Origin of the sequence: Altererythrobacter litoralis, assembly GCF_036324225.1 — a bacterium.
Taxonomy (GTDB): Bacteria; Pseudomonadota; Alphaproteobacteria; order Sphingomonadales; family Sphingomonadaceae; genus Erythrobacter; species Erythrobacter litoralis_A.
Genome location: NZ_JAZDQV010000002.1, coordinates 266,336 through 290,356, shown reverse-complemented (window position 1 = coordinate 290,356; position 24,021 = coordinate 266,336). Strand labels below are relative to the sequence as shown.

General features: G+C 63.7%; 27 protein-coding genes. 10 read left to right on the top strand and 17 right to left on the bottom strand.

Annotation, left to right across the window (positions count from 1 at the left end; genetic code table 11):
- The first annotated feature begins 42 nt into the window (after positions 1–42).
- Positions 43–573 (top strand): inorganic diphosphatase, encoded by a 531-nt coding sequence (ppa, locus tag VRS74_RS03335; protein ID WP_354143824.1) that lies wholly within the window; start codon positions 43–45, stop codon positions 571–573.
- Here the strand turns inward: ppa and VRS74_RS03330 are convergent, their stop codons facing one another.
- Together VRS74_RS03330 and VRS74_RS03325 are read right to left on the bottom strand one after the other, a co-directional pair.
- On the bottom strand, positions 574–1,962 hold the full coding sequence (locus VRS74_RS03330) for a mechanosensitive ion channel domain-containing protein (RefSeq protein ID WP_354143823.1): 1,389 nt from the start codon (positions 1,960–1,962) through the stop codon (positions 574–576). It abuts the gene before it with no gap.
- 54 nt (positions 1,963–2,016) lie between these two features.
- Positions 2,017–2,397 carry a hypothetical protein gene (locus VRS74_RS03325; RefSeq protein ID WP_354143822.1) on the bottom strand — a complete coding sequence of 127 codons (381 nt, stop codon included), beginning with the start codon at positions 2,395–2,397 and terminating at the stop codon, positions 2,017–2,019.
- Positions 2,398–2,558: 161 nt separating this feature from the next.
- Between VRS74_RS03325 and lptB the strand changes: the two genes are divergently transcribed.
- The 6 genes from lptB to trmB all read left to right on the top strand — a co-directional run bounded on the left by lptB (position 2,559) and on the right by trmB (position 7,873).
- Positions 2,559–3,350 (top strand): LPS export ABC transporter ATP-binding protein, encoded by a 792-nt coding sequence (gene lptB / locus VRS74_RS03320; protein ID WP_354143821.1) that lies wholly within the window; start codon positions 2,559–2,561, stop codon positions 3,348–3,350.
- 11 nt (positions 3,351–3,361) lie between these two features.
- Positions 3,362–4,849: an RNA polymerase factor sigma-54 gene (gene rpoN / locus VRS74_RS03315; protein ID WP_354143820.1), complete on the top strand. Its 1,488-nt coding sequence runs from the start codon at positions 3,362–3,364 to the stop codon at positions 4,847–4,849.
- A gap of 34 nt (positions 4,850–4,883) precedes the next feature.
- Positions 4,884–5,321 carry an ester cyclase gene (locus tag VRS74_RS03310; RefSeq protein WP_354143819.1) on the top strand — a complete coding sequence of 146 codons (438 nt, stop codon included), beginning with the start codon at positions 4,884–4,886 and terminating at the stop codon, positions 5,319–5,321.
- Positions 5,322–5,501: 180 nt separating this feature from the next.
- Positions 5,502–6,197 (top strand): response regulator transcription factor CtrA, encoded by a 696-nt coding sequence (gene ctrA / locus VRS74_RS03305; RefSeq protein ID WP_354143818.1) that lies wholly within the window; start codon positions 5,502–5,504, stop codon positions 6,195–6,197.
- 191 nt (positions 6,198–6,388) lie between these two features.
- Positions 6,389–7,153 (top strand): sulfite exporter TauE/SafE family protein, encoded by a 765-nt coding sequence (locus VRS74_RS03300; RefSeq protein ID WP_354143817.1) that lies wholly within the window; start codon positions 6,389–6,391, stop codon positions 7,151–7,153.
- Positions 7,154–7,171: 18 nt separating this feature from the next.
- Positions 7,172–7,873, top strand: a complete 702-nt coding sequence (gene trmB, locus VRS74_RS03295; RefSeq protein ID WP_354143816.1) for a tRNA (guanine(46)-N(7))-methyltransferase TrmB — start codon at positions 7,172–7,174, stop codon at positions 7,871–7,873.
- Here trmB and VRS74_RS03290 read toward each other — a convergent pair whose 3' ends face one another.
- The 3 genes from VRS74_RS03290 to VRS74_RS03280 are packed head-to-tail and all read right to left on the bottom strand — an operon-like array spanning position 7,874 to position 10,977.
- A complete protein-coding gene (locus VRS74_RS03290; protein WP_354143815.1) occupies positions 7,874–8,188 on the bottom strand; it encodes an SdpI family protein in 315 nt (104 codons plus the stop codon).
- A complete protein-coding gene (locus VRS74_RS03285; RefSeq protein WP_354143814.1) occupies positions 8,188–8,709 on the bottom strand; it encodes a glycine cleavage system transcriptional repressor in 522 nt (173 codons plus the stop codon). Before VRS74_RS03285 ends, VRS74_RS03290 begins: the two co-directional genes overlap by 1 nt.
- A gap of 6 nt (positions 8,710–8,715) precedes the next feature.
- On the bottom strand, positions 8,716–10,977 hold the full coding sequence (locus VRS74_RS03280; RefSeq protein WP_354143813.1) for an NADP-dependent malic enzyme: 2,262 nt from the start codon (positions 10,975–10,977) through the stop codon (positions 8,716–8,718).
- 110 nt (positions 10,978–11,087) lie between these two features.
- On the opposite strand from VRS74_RS03280, the gene mutS reads away from it, so the two are divergent.
- Together mutS and VRS74_RS03270 are read left to right on the top strand one after the other, a co-directional pair.
- A complete protein-coding gene (gene mutS / locus VRS74_RS03275) occupies positions 11,088–13,712 on the top strand; it encodes a DNA mismatch repair protein MutS (protein WP_354143812.1) in 2,625 nt (874 codons plus the stop codon).
- A gap of 77 nt (positions 13,713–13,789) precedes the next feature.
- Positions 13,790–14,110 (top strand): hypothetical protein, encoded by a 321-nt coding sequence (locus VRS74_RS03270; RefSeq protein WP_354143811.1) that lies wholly within the window; start codon positions 13,790–13,792, stop codon positions 14,108–14,110.
- Positions 14,111–14,125: 15 nt separating this feature from the next.
- Here the strand turns inward: VRS74_RS03270 and VRS74_RS03265 are convergent, their stop codons facing one another.
- From VRS74_RS03265 to gluQRS, 4 genes are all read right to left on the bottom strand, one after another.
- A complete protein-coding gene (locus VRS74_RS03265; RefSeq protein ID WP_354143810.1) occupies positions 14,126–14,995 on the bottom strand; it encodes a 3-hydroxyacyl-CoA dehydrogenase family protein in 870 nt (289 codons plus the stop codon).
- 74 nt (positions 14,996–15,069) lie between these two features.
- On the bottom strand, positions 15,070–15,645 hold the full coding sequence (locus VRS74_RS03260; RefSeq protein WP_354143809.1) for a cob(I)yrinic acid a,c-diamide adenosyltransferase: 576 nt from the start codon (positions 15,643–15,645) through the stop codon (positions 15,070–15,072).
- A 24-nt stretch (positions 15,646–15,669) separates the two neighbouring features.
- Positions 15,670–15,900, bottom strand: a complete 231-nt coding sequence (locus VRS74_RS03255; RefSeq protein WP_354143808.1) for a hypothetical protein — start codon at positions 15,898–15,900, stop codon at positions 15,670–15,672.
- 9 nt (positions 15,901–15,909) lie between these two features.
- Complete coding sequence (gene gluQRS, locus VRS74_RS03250; RefSeq protein WP_354143807.1) at positions 15,910–16,740, bottom strand: tRNA glutamyl-Q(34) synthetase GluQRS; 831 nt, start codon at positions 16,738–16,740, stop codon at positions 15,910–15,912.
- A 128-nt stretch (positions 16,741–16,868) separates the two neighbouring features.
- Between gluQRS and VRS74_RS03245 the strand changes: the two genes are divergently transcribed.
- Positions 16,869–17,477, top strand: coding sequence for an HNH endonuclease (locus VRS74_RS03245; RefSeq protein ID WP_354143806.1), 609 nt, complete (start codon positions 16,869–16,871; stop codon positions 17,475–17,477).
- 403 nt (positions 17,478–17,880) lie between these two features.
- Here the strand turns inward: VRS74_RS03245 and VRS74_RS03240 are convergent, their stop codons facing one another.
- From VRS74_RS03240 to dksA, 8 genes are all read right to left on the bottom strand, one after another.
- The gene (locus VRS74_RS03240) at positions 17,881–18,156 is read right to left on the bottom strand and encodes a hypothetical protein (protein ID WP_354143805.1); all 276 of its coding nucleotides are present in this window, start codon (positions 18,154–18,156) and stop codon (positions 17,881–17,883) included.
- Between the two features lie 207 nt (positions 18,157–18,363).
- Positions 18,364–19,593, bottom strand: coding sequence for a kynureninase (gene kynU, locus VRS74_RS03235; RefSeq protein WP_354143884.1), 1,230 nt, complete (start codon positions 19,591–19,593; stop codon positions 18,364–18,366).
- A 4-nt stretch (positions 19,594–19,597) separates the two neighbouring features.
- A complete protein-coding gene (gene kynB / locus VRS74_RS03230; protein WP_354143804.1) occupies positions 19,598–20,230 on the bottom strand; it encodes an arylformamidase in 633 nt (210 codons plus the stop codon).
- Positions 20,230–21,024 (bottom strand): tryptophan 2,3-dioxygenase, encoded by a 795-nt coding sequence (locus VRS74_RS03225; protein WP_354143803.1) that lies wholly within the window; start codon positions 21,022–21,024, stop codon positions 20,230–20,232. Before VRS74_RS03225 ends, kynB begins: the two co-directional genes overlap by 1 nt.
- 36 nt (positions 21,025–21,060) lie before the next feature.
- Entirely contained in the window at positions 21,061–21,477 is a 417-nt protein-coding gene (locus VRS74_RS03220; protein WP_354143802.1) for a DUF4112 domain-containing protein, read from the bottom strand.
- Between the two features lie 17 nt (positions 21,478–21,494).
- Positions 21,495–22,961: an ABC transporter substrate-binding protein gene (locus tag VRS74_RS03215; RefSeq protein ID WP_354143801.1), complete on the bottom strand. Its 1,467-nt coding sequence runs from the start codon at positions 22,959–22,961 to the stop codon at positions 21,495–21,497.
- Between the two features lie 67 nt (positions 22,962–23,028).
- Positions 23,029–23,298, bottom strand: a complete 270-nt coding sequence (locus tag VRS74_RS03210) for a PilZ domain-containing protein (protein WP_354143800.1) — start codon at positions 23,296–23,298, stop codon at positions 23,029–23,031.
- Positions 23,299–23,415: 117 nt separating this feature from the next.
- Complete coding sequence (gene dksA, locus VRS74_RS03205) at positions 23,416–23,874, bottom strand: RNA polymerase-binding protein DksA (RefSeq protein ID WP_354143799.1); 459 nt, start codon at positions 23,872–23,874, stop codon at positions 23,416–23,418.
- Between the last annotated feature and the right edge of the window lie 147 nt (positions 23,875–24,021).

Here is a 24,021-nt window from a genome sequence, read left to right as displayed (position 1 = left end):
GGCTCAGGGGGAGAGGGACCGCACCGCTTACACGAGACTGAAATGCGCATCGACAAGATCCCCACCGGCACCAACCCGCCCGAAGACCTCAACGTCATCATCGAAGTTCCCACCGGCGGCGAACCGGTGAAGTACGAGTTCGACAAGGAATCAGGCGCGCTGTTTGTCGACCGCATCCTGCACACGCCGATGCGCTATCCCGCCAATTACGGCTTTGTCCCGCACACTCTTTCGCCCGATGGCGATCCGCTCGATGCGCTGGTGATCTCGCGCAGCCCCTTCATCCCGGGTTGTGTCGTGCGGGCGCGCCCGATCGGCGTGCTCAACCTCGAAGACGAACATGGCGGCGACGAGAAGCTGATCTGCGTGCCGGTCGACACGACTTTCCCGTACTATTCGGATGTCGGGGAAACCAAGGACTTGCCTTCAATCATCTTCCAGCAGATCGAACACTTCTTCACCCACTACAAGGATCTCGAAGCCGAAAAGTGGGTGCGCGTGGGCAGCTGGGGCGACGCGCAGGAAGCACGCCGCATCGTGGTGGAAGCGATCGAGCGCGCCAAGAACGGCTGATCATTCCACCGGGCGGCTGGGATCGAGCAGGTCCTTGGCCCGCTTGCCGCTGCTGCGACGCTCAGCCTCGACCATTTGTTCGATTTCGCCTTCGGGGCGGACATCCTGGCTGAACTGCTCGGGCTGTTGCGCCGCAACACGGTCGACCCCTGCCTCGCCTTCTGCTGCAGCAGCCGCACGCCCGATCGGCAAGGCATCGCTGCGTGAATCAACCCGCAAGCGGTAGATCGGCTCGGGAATGGCAAAGCCGGCCTGTTCGAGCGCATCCTTGACCGCTCCAATGGCCAGGCTACGCGACTTGAACCAGTCCGCCTCGCGCTGATCAATCCAGCCGAGGTAAAGTACCACGATATTCGAATCGCCGACCTTCTGGACCCGCGCCGAGGGTTCTGGATCGGCGAGCACGAAATCGAGCTTTGCCAGCGCTTCGATTCCGCAAGCCATCGCCGCACGCGGGTCATCGTCGGCATCGATCCCCAGCTCGAATTCGAAGCGGCGCTGCGGGTTGCGCGTGTAGTTGAGGATAACCGCCTTGAAGACCTGCGCATTGGGGATGCGCAAATGGTTCCCGTCGAGCGTCATCAGGATCGTGGCCCTACTGGTGAGCCGGATCACGCGGCCTTCATAATGGTCGATCAAAACCCAGTCGTTGGCGCGGAACGGCTGGCGGATACTCAGCATCAGCGAAGCGACATAGTTCTCGATTGTGTCGCGCATGGCAAATCCCAGCGCGATCCCCATCACGCCCGCGCCGCCTAGCACCGCCCCCATCAACGTGCCGGCCCCGAGCATGTCGAGCGCAATGATCACGCCACCGACAACGAATACGAAGCGGATGGCGCTTCGGATCAGTTCGGCGAGGAATATGTTGGGCGCGATCCGGCTCCATAATCCCCTGATGCCGGCGATCAGATAGCCTAGCCCGCCGATCAGTATCGCGGCCAGCAGCGATACCAGGATAAGCGGCAGGGCTTTGACGAAATTCTGGGCAAGCCCCGACATCTGGCCCAGCACGGAGAGGTTTTCTTCGACCGAAAGATCGCGCTCGAGAAGGTTCTCTACCGTTACGACGCCGGAAACCCGCGCAGCGATATTGCCCGCACGATCGATTGCCGCCGGGTCCGCCACCTTGCCCGAAAGCGTTACAACCCCCTCATTCACCTCGACGCCTGCGCCCGAAAATGCGGGGAGCTCGGCGAATATGCCCTCGATCCGTTCAGCGATCAGGGCATCCTGGCCCTCGTCACGCGTCGCCTCGATTATCTGTTCGGGAACCTCTGCACTTGGCGAGGTCGTTGGAATCGATGTGGGTAGGACGGCTGATGCAGGCGCGCCAAGCGAAAGCAGCAGAACCGCCAGCAAAACCCTCAGCCAGGAATTTTCACGCATGTGGCACTCCCGCCCCGCCAGCCTACAGCGGTTCGGCGGCAGCGCAAAATTAAGTCAGAGCAGTGCGCCGATCGCCATAAACAGCGCGGTGAGCGCAAAGGGCAAGCCAATCGCCAGTGCCCAGAGCATCAGCCGATCGTGCCGGAATGCTGCGACATAGGCTAGATCGACAGCCTGCTCGTCCGAAAGATTGACCCAGCGCTTCTCGAACCAGCGGCACGCCGGGATGATCCCTGCCACCAGCACTACCAGCGCGAGATAGGGCAGCATGCTGTGCGAGCCGCCCTTGATCGCGTTCACCGTCACGAAAATCTGCAGGCCGGTATAGACCAGCAATGCGTATGCGACATGGTCGCTCATCGATTTGCGCCAGTCGCGCGCGTGACCCCCAGCGCGCGGTGACGATGCCTCGGCATGCGAGACTGCGTCATTCATCGAGGTTCTCCCCACAATGCCTCTCCGACTCCGGAGTATCACAGAGCATGGCGACTTGTGCAAGCCCGCTAACCATGAGGCCAACGCCGCCATGCACAAATCCTGCCAATTCGGCGATGACAGGGGTTTTCTGGCCCACGCGGAATGCTAAAGCAGGCGTGATGGAGCATAGCGAAACCCTGAGCGAAGCGGCCCACTCCCCGGTAAAGAGTGCGAGCGCGCCCTTGCCCAATGGCGGCCTTGAGGTGATCTCGATCGCCAAGAGCTATGAAAAGCGCAGCGTACTGAGCGACATCTCGCTGACTGTGGCCAAGGGCGAAGTGCTTGGCCTGCTCGGCCCCAATGGCGCCGGCAAGACCACCTGCTTCTATTCGATCATGGGCCTTGTGCGGCCGGATTCGGGCCGCATCCTGATGGATGGCGAGGACGTCACCAATCTTCCGATGTATCGCCGCGCGATCCTGGGCCTGGGCTACCTGCCGCAGGAAACCAGCATCTTCCGCGGGATGACCGTGGAACAGAACATCAATTGCGTGCTCGAAATGGTCGAGCCTGATGCGGATACGCGCGCACAGGAACTCGAGCGGCTGCTCGAAGAATTCGGCCTCACCCGACTGCGCGAGTCCCCGGCCATGGCGCTTTCGGGCGGTGAGCGGCGGCGCTGCGAAATCGCCCGCGCGCTGGCGGCCAAGCCTTCGATCATGCTGCTCGACGAGCCATTCGCCGGGATCGACCCGCTTTCGATCAGCGACATCCGCGACCTGGTGAAAGACCTCAAGGAACGTGGCATCGGCGTGCTGATCACCGATCACAATGTGCGCGAGACGCTCGATATCGTCGATCGCGCCTGCATTATCTATGGCGGCCAGGTGCTGTTTGCAGGCTCGCCGCAAGACCTTGTGGCCGACGAGAACGTGCGGCGCCTTTACCTTGGCGAGGGCTTCACGCTCTAGAGGTTTGGCAGATGGCGCTCGGACCGAGACTGGACCTCCGCCAATCGCAGTCATTGGTGATGACGCCACAGTTGCAGCAGGCGATCAAGCTGCTGGCGCTGTCCAATCTCGAAATCGAAGCCTTTATCGGAGAAGCGCTCGAAGCCAACCCGTTGCTCGAAGCTGGCGAGGTCAGCCGCGAGGCGGGCGAAGAGCTGCCAGCTGATGACATACCGCGCGAGGAATTTACCGCCGACGTCCTGATCGCCGAAGGCCTCGGCGAGGCCGAAGCTCCGCTCGACCTCGATCCGGCATCGCTCGATCGCGACTTCGACACCGGCGATGCCGATTGGGGTGCAGCCGCCAGCCATGGCGCCTCCGACAATGAATATTCGTCATTCGAGGAGCGCTCCAGCGCGGAGTTGAGCCTGGCCGACCATCTGCATGAGCAGGTGGGCGCGCTGAGTTCCGATGCGCGCGAGCAATTCATCGCAAGGCACATCATCGGCCTGCTCGACGAGGCCGGCTATCTCAGCTTCGACCTGCGCGAGATTGCAGCGGATCTTGGCGTCACTTTGCCCGAAGCCGAAGCCGGGCTGGCGCTGGTCCAGAGCATGGACCCCAGCGGAGTGGGGGCGCGCTCGCTTGCCGAATGCCTGGCGATCCAGGCGCGCGAAGCCGATCGCTACGATCCCTGCATGGCAAGGCTGATCGACAATCTCGACCTGCTGGCGCGCGGCGAAATCCCCCGGCTGAAGCGAATGTGCGGCGTCGACAAAGAGGATTTCGCCGAAATGCTGAGCGAGCTGCGCGGTTACGATCCCAAGCCCGGCCTCGCTTTCGGCAACCCGGGCGCGCAGGCGGTGGTCCCTGACATACTGATCGCAGCGACTGCGGACGGCGGGTGGGACATCCGGCTCAACGAAGACACATTGCCGCGCCTTGTGTTCAATCGCGGCTATTACCTCGAATTGCGACGCGGCGGCGGGGCGGACAAGGAAGCGCGCCGCTGGCTCAAGGAGAAGCTGGCCGACGCCAACTGGCTGATCCGCGCGCTCGACCAGCGGCAGAAGACCATTCTCAAGACCGCGGCGGAGATCGTTAAACGGCAGGACGGCTTCTTCCGCCGCGGCGTTTCCGAGCTGCGCCCGCTGACCTTGCGCGAAGTGGCCGAAGCGATCGAAATGCACGAAAGCACCGTCAGTCGCGTGACCAGCAACAAGTTCCTCAGCTGCGAGCGCGGTACGTTCGAACTGAAGTATTTTTTCACCAGCGGCGTGGGCAGAGTCGGGGGTGCTGGCGATGGCGAAGGCGCGTCCTCCGAAGCGGTGAAGGCGCGGATCAAGGCGCTGATCGATGCCGAGGAACCCGCGAAGATCCTCTCCGACGACACTCTGGTCGACCTGCTCAAGGCGGAAGGTTTCGACCTCGCGCGGCGGACAGTGGCGAAATATCGTGAGGCCATGGGGATCGGCTCGTCGGTCCAGAGGCGACGCGCGAAGAAGCTGCGGGGCTTGTAAGCGCCGGTTTGAATTCGGGAGAGGGAGAAGGAAGATGAGCGACGATCTGGCCGAGAGGCGCATCCAGCGCGTGCGCGACCACATGGCGCTGGAAATGGAATATGACTGGGACGCGGTGATCGCGACCTTCGACGGCCACCCGCGCTATGAAATGGCGACCGGCCAACTGTTCGACGGGGAAGAATCCGTGCGCGGCTATTTCGCCGGATCGCGCTCGGTCTTTCCCGACCAGGGCAATGAAATCATCGAGATTGCGCATGCGGGGAACACGGTGCTGGTCGAATTCTGGCTCACCGGCACACATCTGGGCGAAATCCGCGTGGGCGACCGCGCGATCCCGCCGACCGGCCGCAAGCTCAAGGCGCGAATGGCGGCGACATTCGAATTCGCTCCGGGCAGCGACCTGATCCTGTGCGAGCGGCCCTATTTCGACCAGCTGGGCATGCTGCGTTCGATCGGGATCGAGCTGTAGCTGGCGACTGGCAGCACCTAAGTAGCTGTTGCCTAATAGACTCACTGCCTGACCCAATCCGCACAGCCACCCGCTTTACGCTAAATTAACCTTTTTCGTTGAGACCTCGTGTGGTTAATTCCTGGCAACCCCTCTTGATGAGAGGTTACCGCGAGCTCTGGGGCAAAGGGGGAACCACCCATGCGCGTGCTGTTGATTGAGGACGAACCGACAACCGCCAAGGCGATCGAGCTGATGCTCACGACCGAAGGCTTCAATGTCTATTCGACCGATCTGGGCGAGGAAGGCCTGGATCTGGGCAAGCTGTATGACTACGACATCATCCTGCTCGACCTGAACCTGCCGGACATGCACGGTTATGACGTGCTCAAGAAGCTGCGCGTCGCCAAGGTGCAGACGCCGGTGCTGATCCTTTCGGGCATTTCGGAAATGGACAGCAAGATCCGCAGCTTCGGGTTCGGCGCCGACGATTACGTGACGAAGCCCTTCCACCGCGAAGAGCTGGTCGCCCGCATCCATGCCGTGGTGCGCCGTTCGAAGGGCCACAGCCAGTCGATCATCCGCACCGGCAAGCTGGCAGTGAACCTCGACGCCAAGACCATCGAAGTCGACGGCGCCCGCGTCCACCTGACCGGCAAGGAATATGCGATGCTTGAGCTGCTTTCGCTGCGCAAGGGCACCACGCTGACCAAGGAAATGTTCCTCAACCACCTCTATGGCGGGATAGACGAGCCCGAACTCAAGATCATCGACGTCTTCATCTGCAAGCTGCGCAAGAAGCTCAGCCATGCATGCAGCGGCGAGAACTACATCGAAACCGTGTGGGGCCGCGGCTATGTGCTGCGCGACGCGGACGAGGCTGCCGAAGCGGCCTGAACCAGTTCCTTTCACGAAGGAAAAGAAACTGCGCCCGGAGCTTAGGCCCCGGGCGTTTTTCTTTTCGGGCACACATTGCCATGTCCACGGCTGCGGAATTTCATTTCCACCCCGCGAGTTAAATCTATCTCGCTGGCGCCCATGCAAGCGTCTAGAAGCCTGTCGAAATCACCCAGGCAGGAAACCGCGGGATGGAATGGTTCGGCATTGATCTCGCGGCCATCGCGCCGTTCATTACGGTCGGCTTCGCCGCGCAGCTGGTCGACGGCGCGCTCGGAATGGCCTTCGGGGTGATCTCCAACACTTTGCTTGTCGGCGTGCTCAGCCTCCCTCCAGCGCAGGCATCGCAGCGGGTGCATGTCGTCGAATGCTTCACCACCGCCACTTCGGGCCTCAGCCACCTGTTCCACGGCAATATCGACAAGCGCCTGTTCGCGAGGCTGGTGATCCCCGGAGTGATCGGGGGCGTGACCGGCGCCTATCTCCTGACATCGATCGACGGCGAAGCGATCAAGCCCTTCGTCCTGCTCTACCTTGCAGCAATGGGCCTCTACCTGCTCGCACGCGGCCTGCTTTACCCGCCCAAGCTCCGCCCAGCGCGCCATATCGCGCCGCTGGGCCTTGTCGGCGGCTTCCTCGACGCGGCAGGCGGAGGTGGCTGGGGCCCGATCGTCACATCCAACCTGCTCGTGCAAGGCGCGGAGCCGCGCAAGGTGGTCGGATCGGTCAATGCCGCCGAATTCTTCGTGACGGTCGCGATCTCCGCCACATTCATCCTGCATATCGGCATTGCGGACCTCGCCGGAGCGACTCTCGGCCTGCTGATCGGCGGCATGGCAGCGGCCCCCTTCGCGGCCTTTGCTGCCAAGCATTTCAGCCCCAAGCTGATGCTGATTCTGGTGGGTGGCGCGCTGACGGTCACCAGCAGCTACGGCATCTGGACGGCATGGAGTTGAGCGCCTAGGGCGCGGACCATGTCTGCATTCAAGGAAGGCGATCCCACCACGCTCAACCGACTCTATGGCCGCAGCCAGGGCAAGCCCCTGCGCGCGCGCCAGCAGGGTCTGGTCGACAATTTGTTGCCGCAGATTGCCGTGCCCGCCGAAGGTCCGGTGACGGCGCAATCGCTTTTCGGCGACGATCGCCCACTTCATTTCGAGATCGGCTTCGGCGGCGGCGAACACCTGGCCCATCGTGCCGATCTGCTGCCCGACCACGGGTTCATCGGGGCGGAGCCGTTCGTCAACGGCGTGGCGCAGGCGCTCACTCATATCGAAGAGCAGAAGCTGGCCAATGTCCGGCTGCGTATGGGTGATGCGCTGGATGTGCTGGCCCGTGCGCCCGACGGGTCGCTGACCATGATCTACCTGCTCCATCCCGATCCCTGGCCCAAGGCCAAGCACGCCAAGCGGCGCATGATGAATGATGGGCCGGTCAAAATGTTTGCCGACAAGCTCAAGCCGGGCGGCGAATTCCGCTTCGGCACCGATCATCCCGTCTATCTGCGCCATGCGCTGATGGTGATGCAGCGCCACACCGATGCGTTCGAATGGCAGGTCAAGAACCGCTCAAGCTGGGAGGTGCGGCCTTCGGGCTGGCCCGAAACGCGCTATGAACACAAGGCGCGCACCGTCTATGGGCATGAGGTGTGGTACTTCCGCTATCGGCGCAAATAGTTACGCGGCGAGCAGGCCGGGAATGGTCATCGCTGCGGCAACCACAAGCACCACGACTAATCCTCTGCGTTTCGACTGCTTATCGTCGACCGGATTGCGCGAGAGCCGCCAATTGAATGCAAACCCCGCAAGTCCTGCGACAAGGCCACACCATCCGCTGATGGAGTTGGCACGGTACCACGCGTCTTCGGACGCGAAGGTTGCTGAAGTCCGCACGCCATAGACGCCGTTCGGCTCAATCAGTGACAGAGCAAGCGGCAGGCACACTGCCGCGAGGAACAGGGGCACGAAGTCGAGGATAGTCAGGCCGCGCATCAGCCGCCGAATGTGAAGTCGACCATGATTTCGCCCGAGATCGATTCGAGTGCTTCCTGCACCGCTTCGGGGGCTACGCCTTCGGGCAGCGTCACGAGCAGCTCAGCGCGGAACAGCCGCTCGCCGCCCCAAGCGGCGGTTTCCTCGCCGCTCGACAGGCTCTCGATGTTGACGCCCAGCCGGGCGAGGATCGCGGACACCTCACGGATAATCCCGGGCCGGTCCTGCCCGACCAGTTCGAACAACAGCGCGGTTGGCGCGATGGCGGGTTCGTCGCCTGCCGGGTTGATAACCACATTCAGGCCCGCGGTGTCGATCGCCTGCACCTGGCGCTGCAATTCACCGACGTTGGCGTCGGGCAATTCGACCAGCACCGAGCCGACATAGAGCCCGCCCAATCGGCTGAGGTGTCCCTCCTGCCAATTGCCGCCCGCCGCCAGCACGGCTTCCGCCAGTGCCGAGGTGAGGCCCGGGCGGTCGCTGCCGGTTACCGAGAGCACGATGCGAGTGGTATCGCTCATGGCGGCCTAACCCGTCACGCCTGCGGCAGCGAGCACTGCCAGAGTAAGCACATCGGGCGCGATCGCGGTCATCGGCGCAATCTGCACAGGCTTCTGCATGCCGCTCAGCATCGGCCCGATGGTCGAAGCCCCCGCGAGTTCGCGCAGCAGCTTGGCCGAGAGGTTCGCCGATTGCAGGCCGGGCATCACCAGCACGTTCGCCGGCGCCGACAGGCGGCTGAAGGGATAGCGTTCCATAACCTTCGGATTGAGCGCGGCGTCGGGCGCCATCTCGCCTTCATATTCGAAGCCCGGGTCTTCCTGGTCGAGGATCGCCACTGCGCCGCGAATGTTGTCGAGCCATTTGCCCGAGGGATTGCCGAAGGTCGAATAGGACAGGAAGGCGACCCGCGGTTCATGCCCCAGCCGCCGCGCGACTGCCGCCGTCTCCTTGGCGATATGCGCCAGTTCCGCCGCGCCGGGGCGCTCGTTGATCGTCGTGTCGGCAAGGAACACGGTGTAGTTCTTGCCGATCATCAGATGGATGCCGAAGGAAATTTCGCCGGGCTTGGGATCGAGCACCAGGTTCACTTCGCGCGCGGACTGCGCAAACGGGCGGGTGAGGCCGGTGATCATCGCATCGCCCACGTCCAGCGCCACCAGCAGCGCGGCGAAGACGTTGCGCTCCTGGTTGACCATGCGCGCCACGTCACGCTCGGTGAAGCCTTTGCGCTGCAGCCGGTTGTAGAGATACTCGTTCATCGCCGGAACGTGTTCGCTGATCTTCGAGTTGTGGATCTCGAAGCTTTCCGGATCCTCGACCGCCAGCTCGACCAGCTTTTCGCGCACCTTTTCGGTCCGGCCGACCAGCACCGGCGTGCCATAGCCGAAATCGCGGAACTGGATCGCGGCGCGCAGCACCACTTCCTCTTCCGCTTCGGCGAACACCACACGCTTGGGATTGGCCTTGGCGGTTTCATAGACCTGCGTCAGCACCGAAGTGGTCGGGTTGAGCCGCGCCTTGAGCGAATGGCGATAGGCGTCGAAATCCTCGATCGGCGCGAGCGCTACGCCCGAATCCATCGCAGCCTTTGCCACTGCCGAGGAAACGACTTCCATCAGGCGGGGGTCGAACGGAGCGGGAATGATATATTCCTCTCCGAACTGATGCGACACGCCATAGGCTGCTGCCACTTCGTCCGGCACGCGCTCGCGCGCCAGTTCGGCGATCGCCCGCGCAGCCGCGATCTTCATTTCTTCATTGATCGTAGTGGCCTGCACGTCGAGTGCGCCACGGAAGATGAAGGGGAAGCCCAGCACGTTGTTGACCTGGTTCGGGAAGTCCGAACGGCCGGTCGCGATGATCGCATCGGGACGCACTGCCTTGGCTTCGTCGGGCATGATCTCAGGAGTCGGGTTGGCCATGGCGAAGATGATCGGCTTGTCCGCCATCTTGGCGACCCACTCGGGCTTGAGCGCGCCCGCAGCGGATAGGCCGAGGAAGATATCCGCACCCACCAGCGCTTCCTCAAGGCTGCGCGCCTTGGTCGACACGGCATGCGCGCTCTTCCATTGGTCGACATCTTCGCGGCCGGGATAGATCGGGCCAGAGCGGTCGCACACGATCACGTTCTCATGCGGGATGCCCATCGCCTTGATCAGCGCGGTACAGGCCAGTGCCGAGGCGCCCGCGCCGTTCACCACCATGCGGCAATTCTTGAGCTTGCGACCGGTCAGCAGGCAGGCGTTGATCAGGCCAGCTGCCGCGATGATCGCAGTGCCGTGCTGGTCATCATGCATCACCGGAATCTTCATGCGGTCGCGCAGGGCTTGCTCAATGATGAAACACTCGGGCGCCTTGATGTCCTCGAGGTTGATCCCGCCGAAGCTCGGTTCCATCAGCGCCACCGCATTGATGAAGGCCTCGGGATCTTCGGTGTCGAGCTCGATATCGATCGAGTCGACATCAGCGAAGCGCTTGAACAGCACCGCCTTGCCTTCCATCACCGGCTTCGAAGCAAGCGCGCCAAGATTTCCCAGGCCAAGGATCGCTGTGCCGTTCGAGATCACTGCGACAAGGTTCGAGCGTGCGGTATATTTCGCCGCCAGCTGCGGATTTTCCGCAATCGCTTCAACGGGCGCGGCAACCCCCGGCGAATAGGCCAGGCTCAGGTCGCGCTGCGTCGCCATCGGCTTCGAGGGGATGATCTCGATCTTACCCGGGCGGATCGTCTCGTGATAGAATAGGGCTTCGCGGGTCGTAAAACTGACTTTGTTCTTATCGGCCAAGGCTTACCTCCTGTCTGCCGCCTCCCCTAAACGAGCCAAAGCGCGAGCGATAGGGGAAAGCTCGGCCAAGGCCGTTCCGAATCGCACCATGCAACGCTACGGCTTGGCCAATGTCCGGCCAGCCCACTCCCATGATGCAGCAATATCACGCGCTCAAGCGTGAGGCGGGTGGCAGCCTACTGTTCTACCGCATGGGCGACTTCTTCGAGCTGTTCTTCGACGACGCGCGGCAGGCGGCCGCAATCCTCGATATCGCGCTGACCAGCCGCGGCGAACATGGCGGGGAACCGGTCCCGATGTGCGGCGTGCCGGTGCATGCGGCAGAGAACTATCTCGCGCGACTAATCAAGGCCGGATGCAGGGTTGCGATCGCCGAACAGGTCGAAACGCCCGAAGAGGCGAAGGTGCGCGCCAAGCGCGAAGGGACGCCTTCGTCGAAGGCCCTCGTCAAGCGCGACATAGTGCGTTTCGTCACTGCTGGCACATTGACCGAGGAGGCGCTGCTCGAACCGCGCCGCGCGAACCTGCTGGTGGCGCTGGCAGAGGTGCGTGGCACGATCGGCATCGCCAGCTGCGATATTTCGACCGGCGAAATGGTGCTGGAAGAGTGCGAGCATGCGCTGGTCGATGCCGCACTGGCGCGGCTGACCTTCAGCGAATGCGTGGTGCCCGAAGGCTGGGAACTGGGTCCCGAAGGCGCGGTCGAGCGCGCGAAGTCGGAATTCGGCAGCGACGGAGGAGCAGCAGCATTGCAGCGCATCCATGGCGTCGCGACGCTTGACGGCTTTGGCGATTTCTCGCGCGCCATGCTGGGCGCGGCAGGCGGGCTGATCTCCTACCTTGAGCATGTCGGGCGCGGCAGCCTGCCGCTGCTGCTGCCGCCGCGCCTTCGCGATGCCGGGCAGGCGATGGCGATGGATGAAGCGACGCGCAGCAGCCTTGAAATCCTCGCCAGCCAGTCGGGCTCGCGCGAGGGAAGCCTGATCGCCGCGATCGACCGCTGCGTGACGGGCGCCGGTGCACGCCTGCTGGCCGAAGACCTCGCGGCACCGCTGCTCAACCGCGCTGCGATCGAACAGCGCCTGTCGCTGGTGCAATGGTTTCATGCCGATCCGCTCAACCGGGCCGATCTGCGCGAGGCGATGCGCAATTTGCCCGATCTCGGTCGCGCGCTGGGAAGGATCGTCGCCGGGCGCGGCAGCCCGCGCGACCTGGGCCAAATCCGCGACGGTCTCAACGACGCGCGCCGAATCCGCGACTTTCTCGCCCGTCTGCCCGACACGCCCGATCTGCTGGCAGGGCTTCTGCCTGCCCTAAGCGGACACGGCGCGCTCACCGACTTGCTCGACCGCGCACTTGTTCCCTCTCCGCCTACCGAGCGTTCGAGCGGCGGCTACATCGCCGAAGGATATGACGCCGCGCTCGACGAATTGCGCGCGATATCGGGCAATTCGCGCCGCGCCATCGCCGCAATGGAAGCGCGCTATCGCGACGAAACCGGGGTCGCCGCGCTCAAGATCAGGCACAATGGCGTGCTCGGCTATTTCATCGAAGTGCCAGCGCGCCATGCCGATGCGCTGATGGCGCCGGATAGCGGGTTTACTCACCGCCAGACCATGGCGGGCGCGGTCCGCTTCAACTCGCTCGCGCTGCACGAGGAAGCGAGCCGGATTGCAGAAGCGGGCGGCCACGCGCTCGCCGCGGAAGAAGCGCATTTCGAGGAGCTGATGGCGGAAATCGTCAGGGCGCGAGAAGCGATTGCGCGCACGGCGGCGGCGCTCGCACGGATCGATGTCAGCGCGGGTCAGGCCGAGCGTGCAGCCGAAGGCGGCTGGTGCAGGCCCGAAATCGAAGACGCTGCGCTGCTCGACATCACGGGCGGCCGCCATCCGGTGGTCGAGGCCGCGCTGGCGCGCAGCGGCGAACGCTTTGTCGCCAATGATTGCCGCCTCATGCCCGATGACCGGCTGTGGCTGATCGGCGGGCCGAACATGGGCGGCAAATCAACCTTCCTGCGGCAGAACGCGCTGATCGTGCTGCTGGCGCAGGCGGGCGGCTTCGTGCCTGCCGAAAGCGCCCGTATCGGCCTCGTCGACCGGCTGTTCAGCCGCGTCGGCGCATCGGACAATCTTGCGCGAGGGCGCTCGACCTTCATGGTCGAAATGGTCGAAACCGCTGCGATTCTGGCGCAAGCTACTTCGCGCAGCTTCGTGATCCTCGACGAAGTCGGGCGCGGCACATCGACCTATGACGGGCTGGCGCTGGCTTGGGCGGTGGTCGAAGCGGTGCACTCAACGATCGCGTGCCGCTGCCTCTTCGCGACGCACTACCACGAGCTCGCCCGCCTCGCAGAAAGCTGCGAGGCGCTCTCGCTGCACCATGTCCGCGCGCGCGAGTACAAGGGCGATCTGGTGTTGCTGCACGAATTGTCGAGCGGCCCTGCCGACCGCTCCTATGGCTTGGCCGTCGCGCGCCTTGCCGGCGTGCCCGCGCTGGTCGTCGCGCGCGCGAAGCAGGTGCTCGACAGGCTGGAGAAGAACCGTACCGAAACCGGCGGCCTGGCCGCGGGGCTCGGCGATCTGCCGCTGTTCGCTGCGATCCACGAAGAGGAAGAGCCACCGCGCGATTCGCTGGCGGAAAGGCTAAACGCCATCGACGTCGATGCGCTTTCCCCGCGCGAAGCGCTCGACCTGCTCTACGAACTGGCCGCCGAAGCCAAAGCTACGAAAAGTTAACGGCGCGGCGACTATAATCCCGACCCATGGCCAAGGGATTGTTCGAAAGTCCAAAGAAAGCTTTGCTGTTCGTCGGCATGACGCTGTTCAGCGTGGCGATGCTCGTCGGTTCGGAAGATGACCAGGGTGCACTGGTCCAGGCGGCCTCAAGCCTTTCGGAGCCTGAACCGGGAGCGTTCGATGCCCCTCCACAGGGCCAGTTCGGCTCACGGATCGACAATGATCGCGACCCCTATCGCGATGATGCTGGCGATGCCGATTTCTTCGCAGACGAAGAACTGATCGATAGTGCGGCGGGACTTGACCCAACACCGCTCAGCACCGACCCGGACATGTCCGATCCGGCCGATGGCGACACCTACATCATTTCCGACGACAGCGATCATTTCGGCGACTGACCGCCGCCTTACTCCTCAGCGCGTGGGAACCGGGGCCTCGCTCGAATAGTCGTAGAAGCCGCGGCCGGTCTTGCGGCCAAGCCAACCCGCCTCGACATATTTCACAAGCAATGGCGCCGGGCGATACTTGCTGTCGCCGGTCGTGGCGTAGAGCACCTTGATGATCTCGAAGCAGGTGTCGAGGCCCACAAAATCGGCCAGTTCGAGCGGGCCCATCGGGTGGTTGAGGCCCAGCCGGCAGCCTTTGTCGATATCCTGGATGCTGGCGGTCGACTGGCCCAGCACGAAGATCGCTTCATTGATCATCGGCAGCAGGATGCGGTTCACCACAAAGCCTGGCTCGTCCTGGCTCAGCACGACCTGCTTGCCCAGGCCTTCGGCGAACGCGGTGATCCGGTCGGTGGTGGACTTTGCGGTGGCAAGCCCGGGGATCACTTCGATCAGGCCCATCACCGGCACGGGGTTGAAGAAGTGCAGCCCGATGAAGCGGGCCGCGTCGGGCGCATAGTTCGCCATGCGGGTGATCGGGATCGAGCTGGTGTTGCTCGCCATGATGGCATCGGCGTCCAGCACCTTGCCCGCTGCTTCGAAGATCGCCTTCTTGATCTCCTCACGCTCGGTCGCGGCTTCGACGATCAGCTCAGCATCGGCCATCGGCGCATAGTCGCCAACCGCGGTGATCCGGCCCAGCAGCGCTTCGGCTTCGGCGATCTCCATCTTGCCGCGGCCCACCAGCCGGCCCAGCGCCTTGTCGATCGCGGCCTTGCCGGCTTCGGCACACGTCTGGTCGACATCGGCCAGCAGCACCTGCATGCCATGTTGCGCCACGGTCTGGGCGATACCCGTGCCCATCTGACCCGCCCCGATAACCGCAACCCTCTGCATAAACCGATCCCTTCGCAACTGCAGCAAAGGGCGCCTATTAGCGGCGCGGATGCGGCTTGGCTAGCGGCTTGCTGTCAGCGGTTGGCGCCCGGCACCCAGCGGACGTCATCGGCGCCATTCGCATTGCAGACACGCGCCAACACGAAGAGATAGTCCGACAGCCGGTTGATATAGGCCAGCGCCGCCGGATTGACCGGTTCCGCCGCGGCCAGAGCCACTACCGCCCGTTCTGCGCTTCGAGCCGTCGCCCGCGCCACATGGGTGCGCGCGGCGGCTTCGCTGCCACCGGGCAGCACGAAGCTGGTGAGCGGTTCGAGTGCCTCGTTGAGCCCGTCGATCGCCCGCTCGAGCCATTCGACCTGTGCGGGCACGATCCGCAGCACCATTTCGGACGGCGCGAAGTCGCCATCGGCCGCCGGAGTTGCCAGATCGGCGCCAAGATCGAACATGTCGTTCTGGATGCGATAGAGCGCCGCCGCGTGCGGCCCTTGCGGGTCCGCCGCCGCGGCCAGCCCGATCGCGCTGTTGGCTTCGTCCACCTTGCCGATCGCTTCGATGCGCAGCGAGGTCTTGGCTACGCGCGAGCCGTCTACAAGCCCGGTCGACCCGTCATCGCCGGTGCGGGTGTAGATCTTGTTGAGCTTGACCATAGGCGACGATGCGCGATGCGGCGCTTACTGGCTGATCGCGAGGATCACGGCGATCACCGCCACCGCCAGCGCCTGGTACTTGATGCGGGCGAACATTGCGCGGTTCTGCATCAGCTGCATTTCCTTGACGTTCTCGCCATCGCCCGATTCCAGGTCGATCTTGGTCGTCTTGAGGAAAGCCACGATGCCGCGCACCAGCGAAAAGACCACCAGCGCCATGAACACGAGCAGTACAAGGATAAGAAGAGCCGTCATGCCGCCAATCTAGGCCTTCGAAAGCGAGATACCAACCGGAAATCTATGCAACCGCAGTTGCTCTGCAAGCAACAGCCCGTCCTCCGCCACCATGCGCCGGTCGGCGAGCGAAGCGCTGTCGCGCCGCTTGGCGAGCTTTTCGCCGCTTTCGTCGAGCAGCAGCGCATGGTGGTGCCAGGTCGGCACCGACAGGCCGAGCAGCGCCTGCAGCAAGCGGTGGATATGCGTGGCGGCGAAGAGATCCTGCCCGCGTGTGACGAGCGTGACCCCGTCGGCGCCATCATCGAGCGTGGCGGCGAGGTGATAGCTCGCGGGCTCGTCCTTGCGCACCAGCACGACATCGCCGAACGCGCCCGGATCGGCCGCGATAGTCCCGGCAAGTTCGTCTTCCCACACAAGCTCCCCCGCCCGGGCGAGCGCATTTTCCATATCGAGCCGCCACGCCGCGGGCCGCGCGGGATCGAGCGGCTTGCCCTTGCAGGTGCCGGGATAGACCGGCCCGTCGGGCCCGATGCGCGGGCTGAGCGCGGCGATTTCCTTGCGCGTGCAGGTGCAGGGATAGAGCAGCCCAGCATCGCGCAGGCGCTGCGCCGCCGCTTCATAACTCGCCAGCCGGGACGATTGCGCGGGCACTTCTTCCCATTCGAGGCCGAGCCATGCGAGATCGCGGCGGAACTCGTCCGCAAGCTCGGGCCGGCTGCGCGCGCCATCGATATCCTCGATCCTGAGCAGGAAGCGCCCGCCCCGCGCCTTCGCAAGGTCATGCGCCACGATCGCGGAAAAAGCATGGCCCAGATGCAGCATGCCATTGGGGCTGGGGGCGAATCGCGTGACGATCATGCTTGACTCGAAATCCCGTTTCTCCGGCGCCTTCGTCAAACCATGCTTGTGGAAAGACATTTTGTCATGGGGTTGACGCTTTAGCCCGCAAATGATTCTTTCGCATCAATCAGGGAGGAACGCGAGCAGTGTTCAGAACCGATCTGATCGAGAAGGCAGCGCGCTTTCGCAATGCGGACGAGGACCCGACGCGCAATCTGTCGGCGTGTCCCTCGCTCGTGCTCAATGCGGACTACACGCCGCTGTCCTATTACCCGCTGAGCCTGTGGCCATGGCAGACCGCGATCAAGGCGGTGTTCCTTGACCGGGTGGACATCGTCGCGAGCTATGACCGCGAGGTGCATTCGCCTTCGCTCGACATGAAGATCCCCAGCGTGATCGCGCTGCGGCAATATGTGAAGCAGAGCGAGTTTCCCGCCTTCACCCGCTTCAACCTGTTCCTGCGCGACAGTTTCCAGTGCCAATATTGCGGCAGCCACGATCATTTGACCTTCGACCATGTGATCCCGCGGCGGCTGGGCGGGCGCACGACGTGGGAGAACATCGTCACCGCCTGCGCGCCGTGCAACATGAAGAAGGGCGGGCGCACGCCGGGCCAGGCGCAGATGCATCTCTATGAGAAGCCGATCCGGCCGACGAGCTGGCACTTGCAGCAGCGCGGGCGGCTGTTCCCGCCGAACTACCTCCACGAAACCTGGCGCGACTATCTCTACTGGGACATCGAACTGGAAGAGTAAGCGGCCTTTGGGTTGACGGCCCTAAACCCGTCATTCCTGCGCGTCACATTCCTCACCGATGCGACACATGCGACATAGTCCTAGAAGAGAAAAACCTTCTCCCTCATTGGGCCGCGAGGACTCGCGCTTGGGTGGTACGACAATGGCAAAGAGCGGCATGTTCTTGCCAGAACGCAGCCATGTAGGAAAATCGGAATGTCCGCTAACGACCCAATTCCGGATGTCACCATAATCCGCTGCCACGCGCGGTCTTTGCACACCAATTTGTTGCTGCGGATAGCGGAGGAATAACTCGAACCCCCGACACGCGGATTATGAACCCAACGAGGCGGGCCAGGAGTGTCGCACAAAATGAGAAGGGAGGCGCGGCGCCTCCCCTCCCAATTTTCAGATCGTTCGCGGGTTATTCGGCATATTCGCAGAAAGTTGCCCCGTATTCTGCCCTATCCAGACCTGCCGCTTCGGCATCAGCCTCCGAGGGGTAGCGATTGCCGTCTTCATCGCACACTTCAAACACTTCGGTGCTTGCCGTGACTGCTACATCGCTCGTAGCTTCTGTAGGGGCTGTCTCCTCCACCACTTCTTCCTCGGTGGTCTCTTCTTCCGCCGCGCCGGAACAGGCCACAACGGACAGTGCGCACACGACAGCAAAAACACTCTTCGCTGATGCTCTCATCATTCTCTCTCCTAAAAAACAGGAGAGTTATGCCGGGATTGGGCGCCGCGCAAGACAGCACGCGAGGGTGCTTCTCTCGACTGGTTTGCCAAATCGTTTGGAATGGTAGCGGAGGAGGGACATGAACCCTCGACGCTCGGACTGTGATTCTGCTGTTCGCTAGAGTTTGCTTTCGGCGTGAAAGTCCGCTTTCCACCCAATTCCGGCCAATCACGTCACCGTGGCGCGTTCCCTGAATTCCGGCCTTTTCCATTCGTCCATATGGAGCACTTCGCGCAGGTGCCCCGCGGCTTCGGCCATGTCCTCGAACCGCAAATAGGCGGGCGCAAAGCCCAGCCGCAGAATGTCCGGATCGCGGAAGTCGCCGATCACCCCGCGCGCGATCAGCGCCTGGCAGATCGCATAGGCTTCGGGATGGCGGAAGGACAGCTGGCTGCCGCGCGCATCGCCGTCGATCGGGCTGGCGAGTTCGATATCGAGGCCCCATTCGCCGAGGCAATGCAGGAAGAATGCGGATAGCGCCTGCGATTTGGCATAGAGCCGCCTGACACCGATCTCTGCGATCAAATCCACTCCCACCTCAAGCGCGGCGAGCCCGAGGATAGGCGAAGTGCCGCATTGCAGCCGGTCGATCCCCTCAGCCGGGGCATAATCGTCCGAGAATGCGAATGGCGCGGCGTGGCCGAACCAGCCCGTCAGCGGCTGGTGGAGCGCGGCGTGGTGCCGCTCGGCGACGAAAGCATAGGCCGGAGCGCCCGGCCCGCCGTTCAAATATTTATACCCGCAGCCGACCGCGAAATCTGCGTTCGCGGCATTGAGGTCGACCGGCAGCGCGCCGCAACTATGCGACAGGTCCCACAGCACCAGCGCGCCTGCCGCATGCGCAGCCTTGGTGAGTTCGACCATGTCGTGCAGCGCGCCGGTCTTGTAATGGACGTGGGTGAGCATCAGCAGAGCGACATCGCCATCCAGCGCATTGATCAAACGGTCGCGATCCGCCAGCCGACGGGCCGCCAGCCCTTGCCGCTCCAGCCCCGCGATCATGTAGAGATCGGTCGGGAAATTGCCGGGTTCGCTGAGGATCACCTTGCGCGCCCCTTGCCCCTCGCGCTGCATGTCGAGCGCGGCGGCGATCAGCTTGAACAGGTTTACGCTGGTGCTGTCAGCGGCGACGACTTCGTGCGGCTGCGCACCGATCAGCGGCGCAATTTTGCCGCCGACGCGCCGCGCGGCGCCGATCCAGTCGGCGCTATTCCATGAACGGATCAGCCCTTCGCCCCATTCGCCGCGGATCACCTGCTCCAGCCGCGCCGGAGTCGCGGCGGGCAGCGCGCCGAGCGAATTGCCGTCGAGATAAATCACGCCTTCGGGCAGCTCGAAAAGCGCGCGAAAGGCGCGCAACGGATCGGCGGCGTCGAGTTCGCGCGCGCGGGCGATCATGGCGTCACGCATCGGGCAGCTCCCGCAGGATGGCGCGCACCGGCGAAGCATCGCCACGCTCGATCGCGAGCGGCAAGGCGATCAGCTCGTATTGGCCGGGCGGGACGTCATTGAGCACCAGCCCTTCGAGCACCCGCATGTCCGCCGCAAGCACCTCGAGATGCGCCTCCATCGCCTTCGAATCCTGCGGATCGAGCGAGGGGCCGTCCATCCCGATCAGGATCACGCCGGCATCGGCCAGCGCGCGGATGGTCGCGGGCGCGATGGCGGTGTGCTGCGCATCCCACGCCTCATGCGGAAAGCGGTCATAGGTGCGGAACAGCACGCGGCGCGCACCCGCGAGGTCGGGCAGGTGTCCAGGCTCGACCAGTGCCCCGCAATTGCGCGCGTCGACCACCAGGCAGGGGCCGAGATAGGGCTCGAGCGCGACCGAAGCGATGTCGGGCGCATCGGCGGCGTAATGCAGCGGCGCATCGGCATGCGCGCCCGAATGGGTCGACATGGTGAGCGCCGAGACATTGACCGGCGAGCCTTGCTCCATCTGCCAGGTGCCGACTTGCGCGAAGGCCGTGTCGCCCGGCCACACCGGCAGATCCGGGCGCAGAACCTGCGAAATGTCCCAGATCCGGCGCGGCATCAGATCGCTGTCCTGACGCTCAGCAGCTCGGGGAAGAAGGCCTGTTTCAGCACACCGGCGAGATAGGGCACGCCCGGCGTCCCGCCGGTGCCGCGCTTGAAGCCGATGATGCGCTCGACCGTTTTCAGATGGCCGAAGCGCCAGCGCTGGAAGTGGTATTCGAGATCGACCAGCTTTTCGGCGAGCTCGTAGAGGTCCCAATGTTCCTGCGGCGCGCGGTAGATTTCCGCCCAGGCGTCCTCGACGCTTTGCGAATGCGCGTAAGGCGCTTCGATGTCGCGATTCAGCACAGCCTCGTCGATCGCGAAGCCGCGCCGTGCGAGCAGGCGCACCGTCTCGTCATAGATGCTGGGGCTCGCCGCCTCCCTGGCCAGCATGGCGGCGGCTTCGGGCAGGCGCTCGTGCAGGCTGATCATCTCCGGATTCCGGCCACCCAGCATGAATTCCATCATGCGGTATTGCCACGACTGGAAGCCGGAGGAATTGCCCAGATGCGGGCGGATGGTGGAATAGTCGTGCGGGGTCATGGTGCTGAGCACGTCCCAGCTCTGGATCAACTGCCCCTGCGCCCGCGCCACCCGCGCCAGCATCTTGAAGGCCGGGCGCAGATTGTCCGCAGCGATGTGCCGCCGCGCTTCGGTCAATTCGTGCAGGCACAGCTTGAGCCATAGCTCGCTCGCTTGGTGGACGATGATGAACAACATCTCGTCATGCGCGCCCGAAGCAGGGTGCTGCGCCGCAAGCACGCGGTCGAGATCGAGATAGCTGGTGTAGGTAACGTCGGTTTTCGCCATGAGCCGAGCCCTAGCGCGAGATTGTCACAAATGAAACTAGCCGTCGATCATCCGCGCGGCGGGATGGTGCTTGTCGAGATGGCGCTTGATGATCTTGAGGTTCATCGTGTTCGACCGGAACAGGAAGTCCGCCGCATCGCCCACCACGGGCACCAGCCCCAGCGCCGTGTCCAGCGCCACATTCGCGCCCATGCGCCACAGCTTCCACCGGGGCATGTTGAGGTTGCGCGCTTCCCATACGAGATAGGCGCCCATCACCGTGGTCACGACATCGCCCAGCACGGGGACCAGTCCGACCACGGCGTCGAGCCCGACCGGATAGTTGATTCCGGGGATGCGAAAGCTGCGTTCGAGCAGCATTTCGAGCGCTTCGACCCTTTGCCGGACCGATTGCGGATCGCCGCCCATCGGCACGACGAAACCCATCGGGCGGGGGCGCTGGTCATCGGGCATGCGTATCTCCTCCGTCTTTATCTGGTCGGCTCGACCAGCGGAAACAAGGGATGCATGCCCCATAGATTCGCTTCGAAACCCGAGATGTCTCCGCGCACGAGCGACCAGCGCACCGGTGCGCCCAGCGGGATATAGACATTGGCCGAAGCGATTTCGCGATTGGCGGCGTCAAGCAATTGCGCCTTGGCCACCGGATCGGTCTCGGTCACCGAAAGTGCGACGAGCCGGTCGGCCTCTGACGAGCACAGGCCCACCCGCAATCCGCAATTGAGCTGGTTGAGATACCAGCGCGGCGATTCATAGCGCGCCAGCCGGTCGAACAGCTCAAGATCGGCGGCATCGCCGGGCTTCGCCTGCACAGCCGTGACCCCCACCAGTCCGAAGTCGCCCGCGATCTGCGCGAACAGGCGGTCGCTGCCCGGGCCTGGCGGCATGGCGATCCGCACCACCGCATCCTTGCCTTGAGCCGCTTCCCAGGCCCGCACTCGCCCGCGCGCAATCTCGCGCCTTTGCTGCAGCGACAGGTTTTCCCAACGCTCCGCCTGAGGCCCTGAATTGCCGAACAGGCCGACGGGAACGACCCAGGTCGAACTTTGCCAGCCACCGATATTGAGCGGCTGCATCAACCCGTCGCGGTCGATCGACATCGCCAATGCCTCGCGCCGCGCCGGATCGGCCAAGAAGCCGTCATTGCTGCGCACAATCAGGCCGAACAGGCCGCGCGCGCCATCGATCCGCACGGCTCCGCGGCTGAGCGGCCCGGTGTCGGCCAGCGGCAGGCTGTCGATCTGGCCGTTGAGGACAAGGTCGACCTCACCTCCCCTGAACGCTTCGACGGCAGCTCTCGCGGGCAGCGCACGCAGGATCAGCGGGCGGACCAGGTCTTCCCAGTTCTCGCGTGCGGGCAGGCCGCGCCGTTCGGGCGGCAACGCGGTGAGACTGGCTACGCCCGACTCTTCGTCGAAGGCCAGGGTCATCGGCCCAGCGCCGGCATCATTGCGCGCGATGCCCAGTTCGGGCTGGGCCAGCAGGCGCAGGAAATCGGGCATCGGGCTGGTCAGCCGGATCTCGACCACACGCCCGGTCATGGCGCGGATTTCGGAAACCTTGCCCAGATCGAGCCCAAGCGATGTGCCGCGCAACTGTCGGATGCTTTCCCGCAGCGACTGGCGCACATCATTGGCGCCGATCTGCCGCCCGTCCGGCCAGTCGCTGTTGCGCAGGCGGAAGATATAGCTGAGCCCGTCATCGGTAACGATCCAGCGTTCCGCCAGCGCGGGAATGACTTGCCCCGTCTCGTCGAGCCCGACCAGGCCTTCGATGGTCGCCGCACGCAAGTGCTGGCCTGCGGGCGACAGGCGGACGCCTTCCTCGGTCAGGCTGCCGGGATCGCCGATGATGGCGACCTGCACCGGCCCGTCGGGGCCTGATGGCCCGCATCCACCGAGCAGCGCAAGAAGCAGGCAGGAAAACAAGAATCGCATTGCACACCGACTAGCAGCTTGTGCGCCGCCGGTCAGCGTCGATCAGTCCAATGCTTTGAAAACCCGCTCAGGCGAGCAGTTCGACCTCGTCGTCGAAAGCCACGCCAAAGCGCGGTTCCTGTACCCACACGACCGTACCCGGGACCGGCCCCACCTCGGGCAAATCGATCGTCAGCCTGGTGCCGCTGGAAACGTGGAGCGCGCCTTCGCCCATAAGGCCGCGCGCCGAGACATTGCGAACCTTGATGCGGTGCTGCGCGGGATCGCGGCCGATTTGTACATCGGCCAGCTGAACGACGTCATGGCGTTCGAGACTGCGTCGCTGGTGCCCAGTCACTGTTCGTCCTACCCTCGCGATAGCCGTTAACCACCGGCACTCCGGTATTAGCGGTCTTACCGGCAGAACTAGCCGCCGAGTGCTAAGGAACCTTTAACCTCAACCGGCGGCAGGGGCTCAATCGTCGCGCGAAATCTTTTCGCGGCGTTCGTGGGCTTCCTGCGCCTCGACGGTCATCGTCGCGACCGGGCGGGCGATCAGGCGCCGCAATCCGATCGGATCGCCAGTGACTTCGCAATAGCCATATTCGCCCGCATCGATCCGGCGCAGGGCCGAGTCGATCTTGGCGATCAGCTTGCGCTGGCGATCACGCGTGCGCAGTTCGATACCCCAATCGGTCTCGCTCGATGCGCGGTCGTTGAGGTCGGGCTCGCGGATCGGGCCGTCCTGCAGCGCGTGAAGCGTCTGGTCGGCAGCGTGGTGAATCGAGCGCTTCCATTCGAGCAGCAGCATACGGAAATAATTCTGCTGCTTCTCGTTCATATAGGGCTCGTCTTCGCTGGGCGTGTAGTCCGGGCCCAAGACACGTTTCGCCTTTTCAAGAATGTCGATTTCTTCAGATGCCGCAGTGGCCATGTATGCCTCTCACCCCAGTCAGACCCAATCAGACTGTTCCAAGTCCTGCTGCCCCGGTTTTCCGGTAGCGAGGGAGTGACCCTCTGCGCGGGCCTATAGGCTCGGGCCTTGGCACGCACAAGCCGTTTCCCGAAGCCCGCGAATAAA

What these genes read in the sequence shown, in the direction of transcription:
- rpoN (WP_354143820.1), top strand. Translation starts at nt 3,362, where the DNA reads ATGGCGCTCGGACCGAGACTGGACCTCCGCCAATCGCAGTCATTGGTG.
- VRS74_RS03290 (WP_354143815.1), bottom strand. Translation starts at nt 8,188, where the DNA reads ATGCGCGGCCTGACTATCCTCGACTTCGTGCCCCTGTTCCTCGCGGCA.
- VRS74_RS03330 (WP_354143823.1), bottom strand. Translation starts at nt 1,962, where the DNA reads ATGCGTGAAAATTCCTGGCTGAGGGTTTTGCTGGCGGTTCTGCTGCTT.
- VRS74_RS03260 (WP_354143809.1), bottom strand. Translation starts at nt 15,645, where the DNA reads ATGGTCAAGCTCAACAAGATCTACACCCGCACCGGCGATGACGGGTCG.
- VRS74_RS03300 (WP_354143817.1), top strand. Translation starts at nt 6,389, where the DNA reads ATGGAATGGTTCGGCATTGATCTCGCGGCCATCGCGCCGTTCATTACG.
- trmB (WP_354143816.1), top strand. Translation starts at nt 7,172, where the DNA reads ATGTCTGCATTCAAGGAAGGCGATCCCACCACGCTCAACCGACTCTAT.
- kynU (WP_354143884.1), bottom strand. Translation starts at nt 19,593, where the DNA reads ATGATCGCCCGCGCGCGCGAACTCGACGCCGCCGATCCGTTGCGCGCC.
- VRS74_RS03310 (WP_354143819.1), top strand. Translation starts at nt 4,884, where the DNA reads ATGAGCGACGATCTGGCCGAGAGGCGCATCCAGCGCGTGCGCGACCAC.
- gluQRS (WP_354143807.1), bottom strand. Translation starts at nt 16,740, where the DNA reads ATGATCGTCACGCGATTCGCCCCCAGCCCCAATGGCATGCTGCATCTG.
- ppa (WP_354143824.1), top strand. Translation starts at nt 43, where the DNA reads ATGCGCATCGACAAGATCCCCACCGGCACCAACCCGCCCGAAGACCTC.
- VRS74_RS03270 (WP_354143811.1), top strand. Translation starts at nt 13,790, where the DNA reads ATGACGCTGTTCAGCGTGGCGATGCTCGTCGGTTCGGAAGATGACCAG.
- VRS74_RS03225 (WP_354143803.1), bottom strand. Translation starts at nt 21,024, where the DNA reads ATGGCGAAAACCGACGTTACCTACACCAGCTATCTCGATCTCGACCGC.
- VRS74_RS03255 (WP_354143808.1), bottom strand. Translation starts at nt 15,900, where the DNA reads ATGACGGCTCTTCTTATCCTTGTACTGCTCGTGTTCATGGCGCTGGTG.
- dksA (WP_354143799.1), bottom strand. Translation starts at nt 23,874, where the DNA reads ATGGCCACTGCGGCATCTGAAGAAATCGACATTCTTGAAAAGGCGAAA.
- VRS74_RS03285 (WP_354143814.1), bottom strand. Translation starts at nt 8,709, where the DNA reads ATGAGCGATACCACTCGCATCGTGCTCTCGGTAACCGGCAGCGACCGC.
- VRS74_RS03325 (WP_354143822.1), bottom strand. Translation starts at nt 2,397, where the DNA reads ATGAATGACGCAGTCTCGCATGCCGAGGCATCGTCACCGCGCGCTGGG.
- VRS74_RS03240 (WP_354143805.1), bottom strand. Translation starts at nt 18,156, where the DNA reads ATGATGAGAGCATCAGCGAAGAGTGTTTTTGCTGTCGTGTGCGCACTG.
- VRS74_RS03220 (WP_354143802.1), bottom strand. Translation starts at nt 21,477, where the DNA reads ATGCCCGATGACCAGCGCCCCCGCCCGATGGGTTTCGTCGTGCCGATG.
- ctrA (WP_354143818.1), top strand. Translation starts at nt 5,502, where the DNA reads ATGCGCGTGCTGTTGATTGAGGACGAACCGACAACCGCCAAGGCGATC.
- lptB (WP_354143821.1), top strand. Translation starts at nt 2,559, where the DNA reads ATGGAGCATAGCGAAACCCTGAGCGAAGCGGCCCACTCCCCGGTAAAG.
- kynB (WP_354143804.1), bottom strand. Translation starts at nt 20,230, where the DNA reads ATGCCGCGCCGGATCTGGGACATTTCGCAGGTTCTGCGCCCGGATCTG.
- mutS (WP_354143812.1), top strand. Translation starts at nt 11,088, where the DNA reads ATGTCCGGCCAGCCCACTCCCATGATGCAGCAATATCACGCGCTCAAG.
- VRS74_RS03265 (WP_354143810.1), bottom strand. Translation starts at nt 14,995, where the DNA reads ATGCAGAGGGTTGCGGTTATCGGGGCGGGTCAGATGGGCACGGGTATC.
- VRS74_RS03215 (WP_354143801.1), bottom strand. Translation starts at nt 22,961, where the DNA reads ATGCGATTCTTGTTTTCCTGCCTGCTTCTTGCGCTGCTCGGTGGATGC.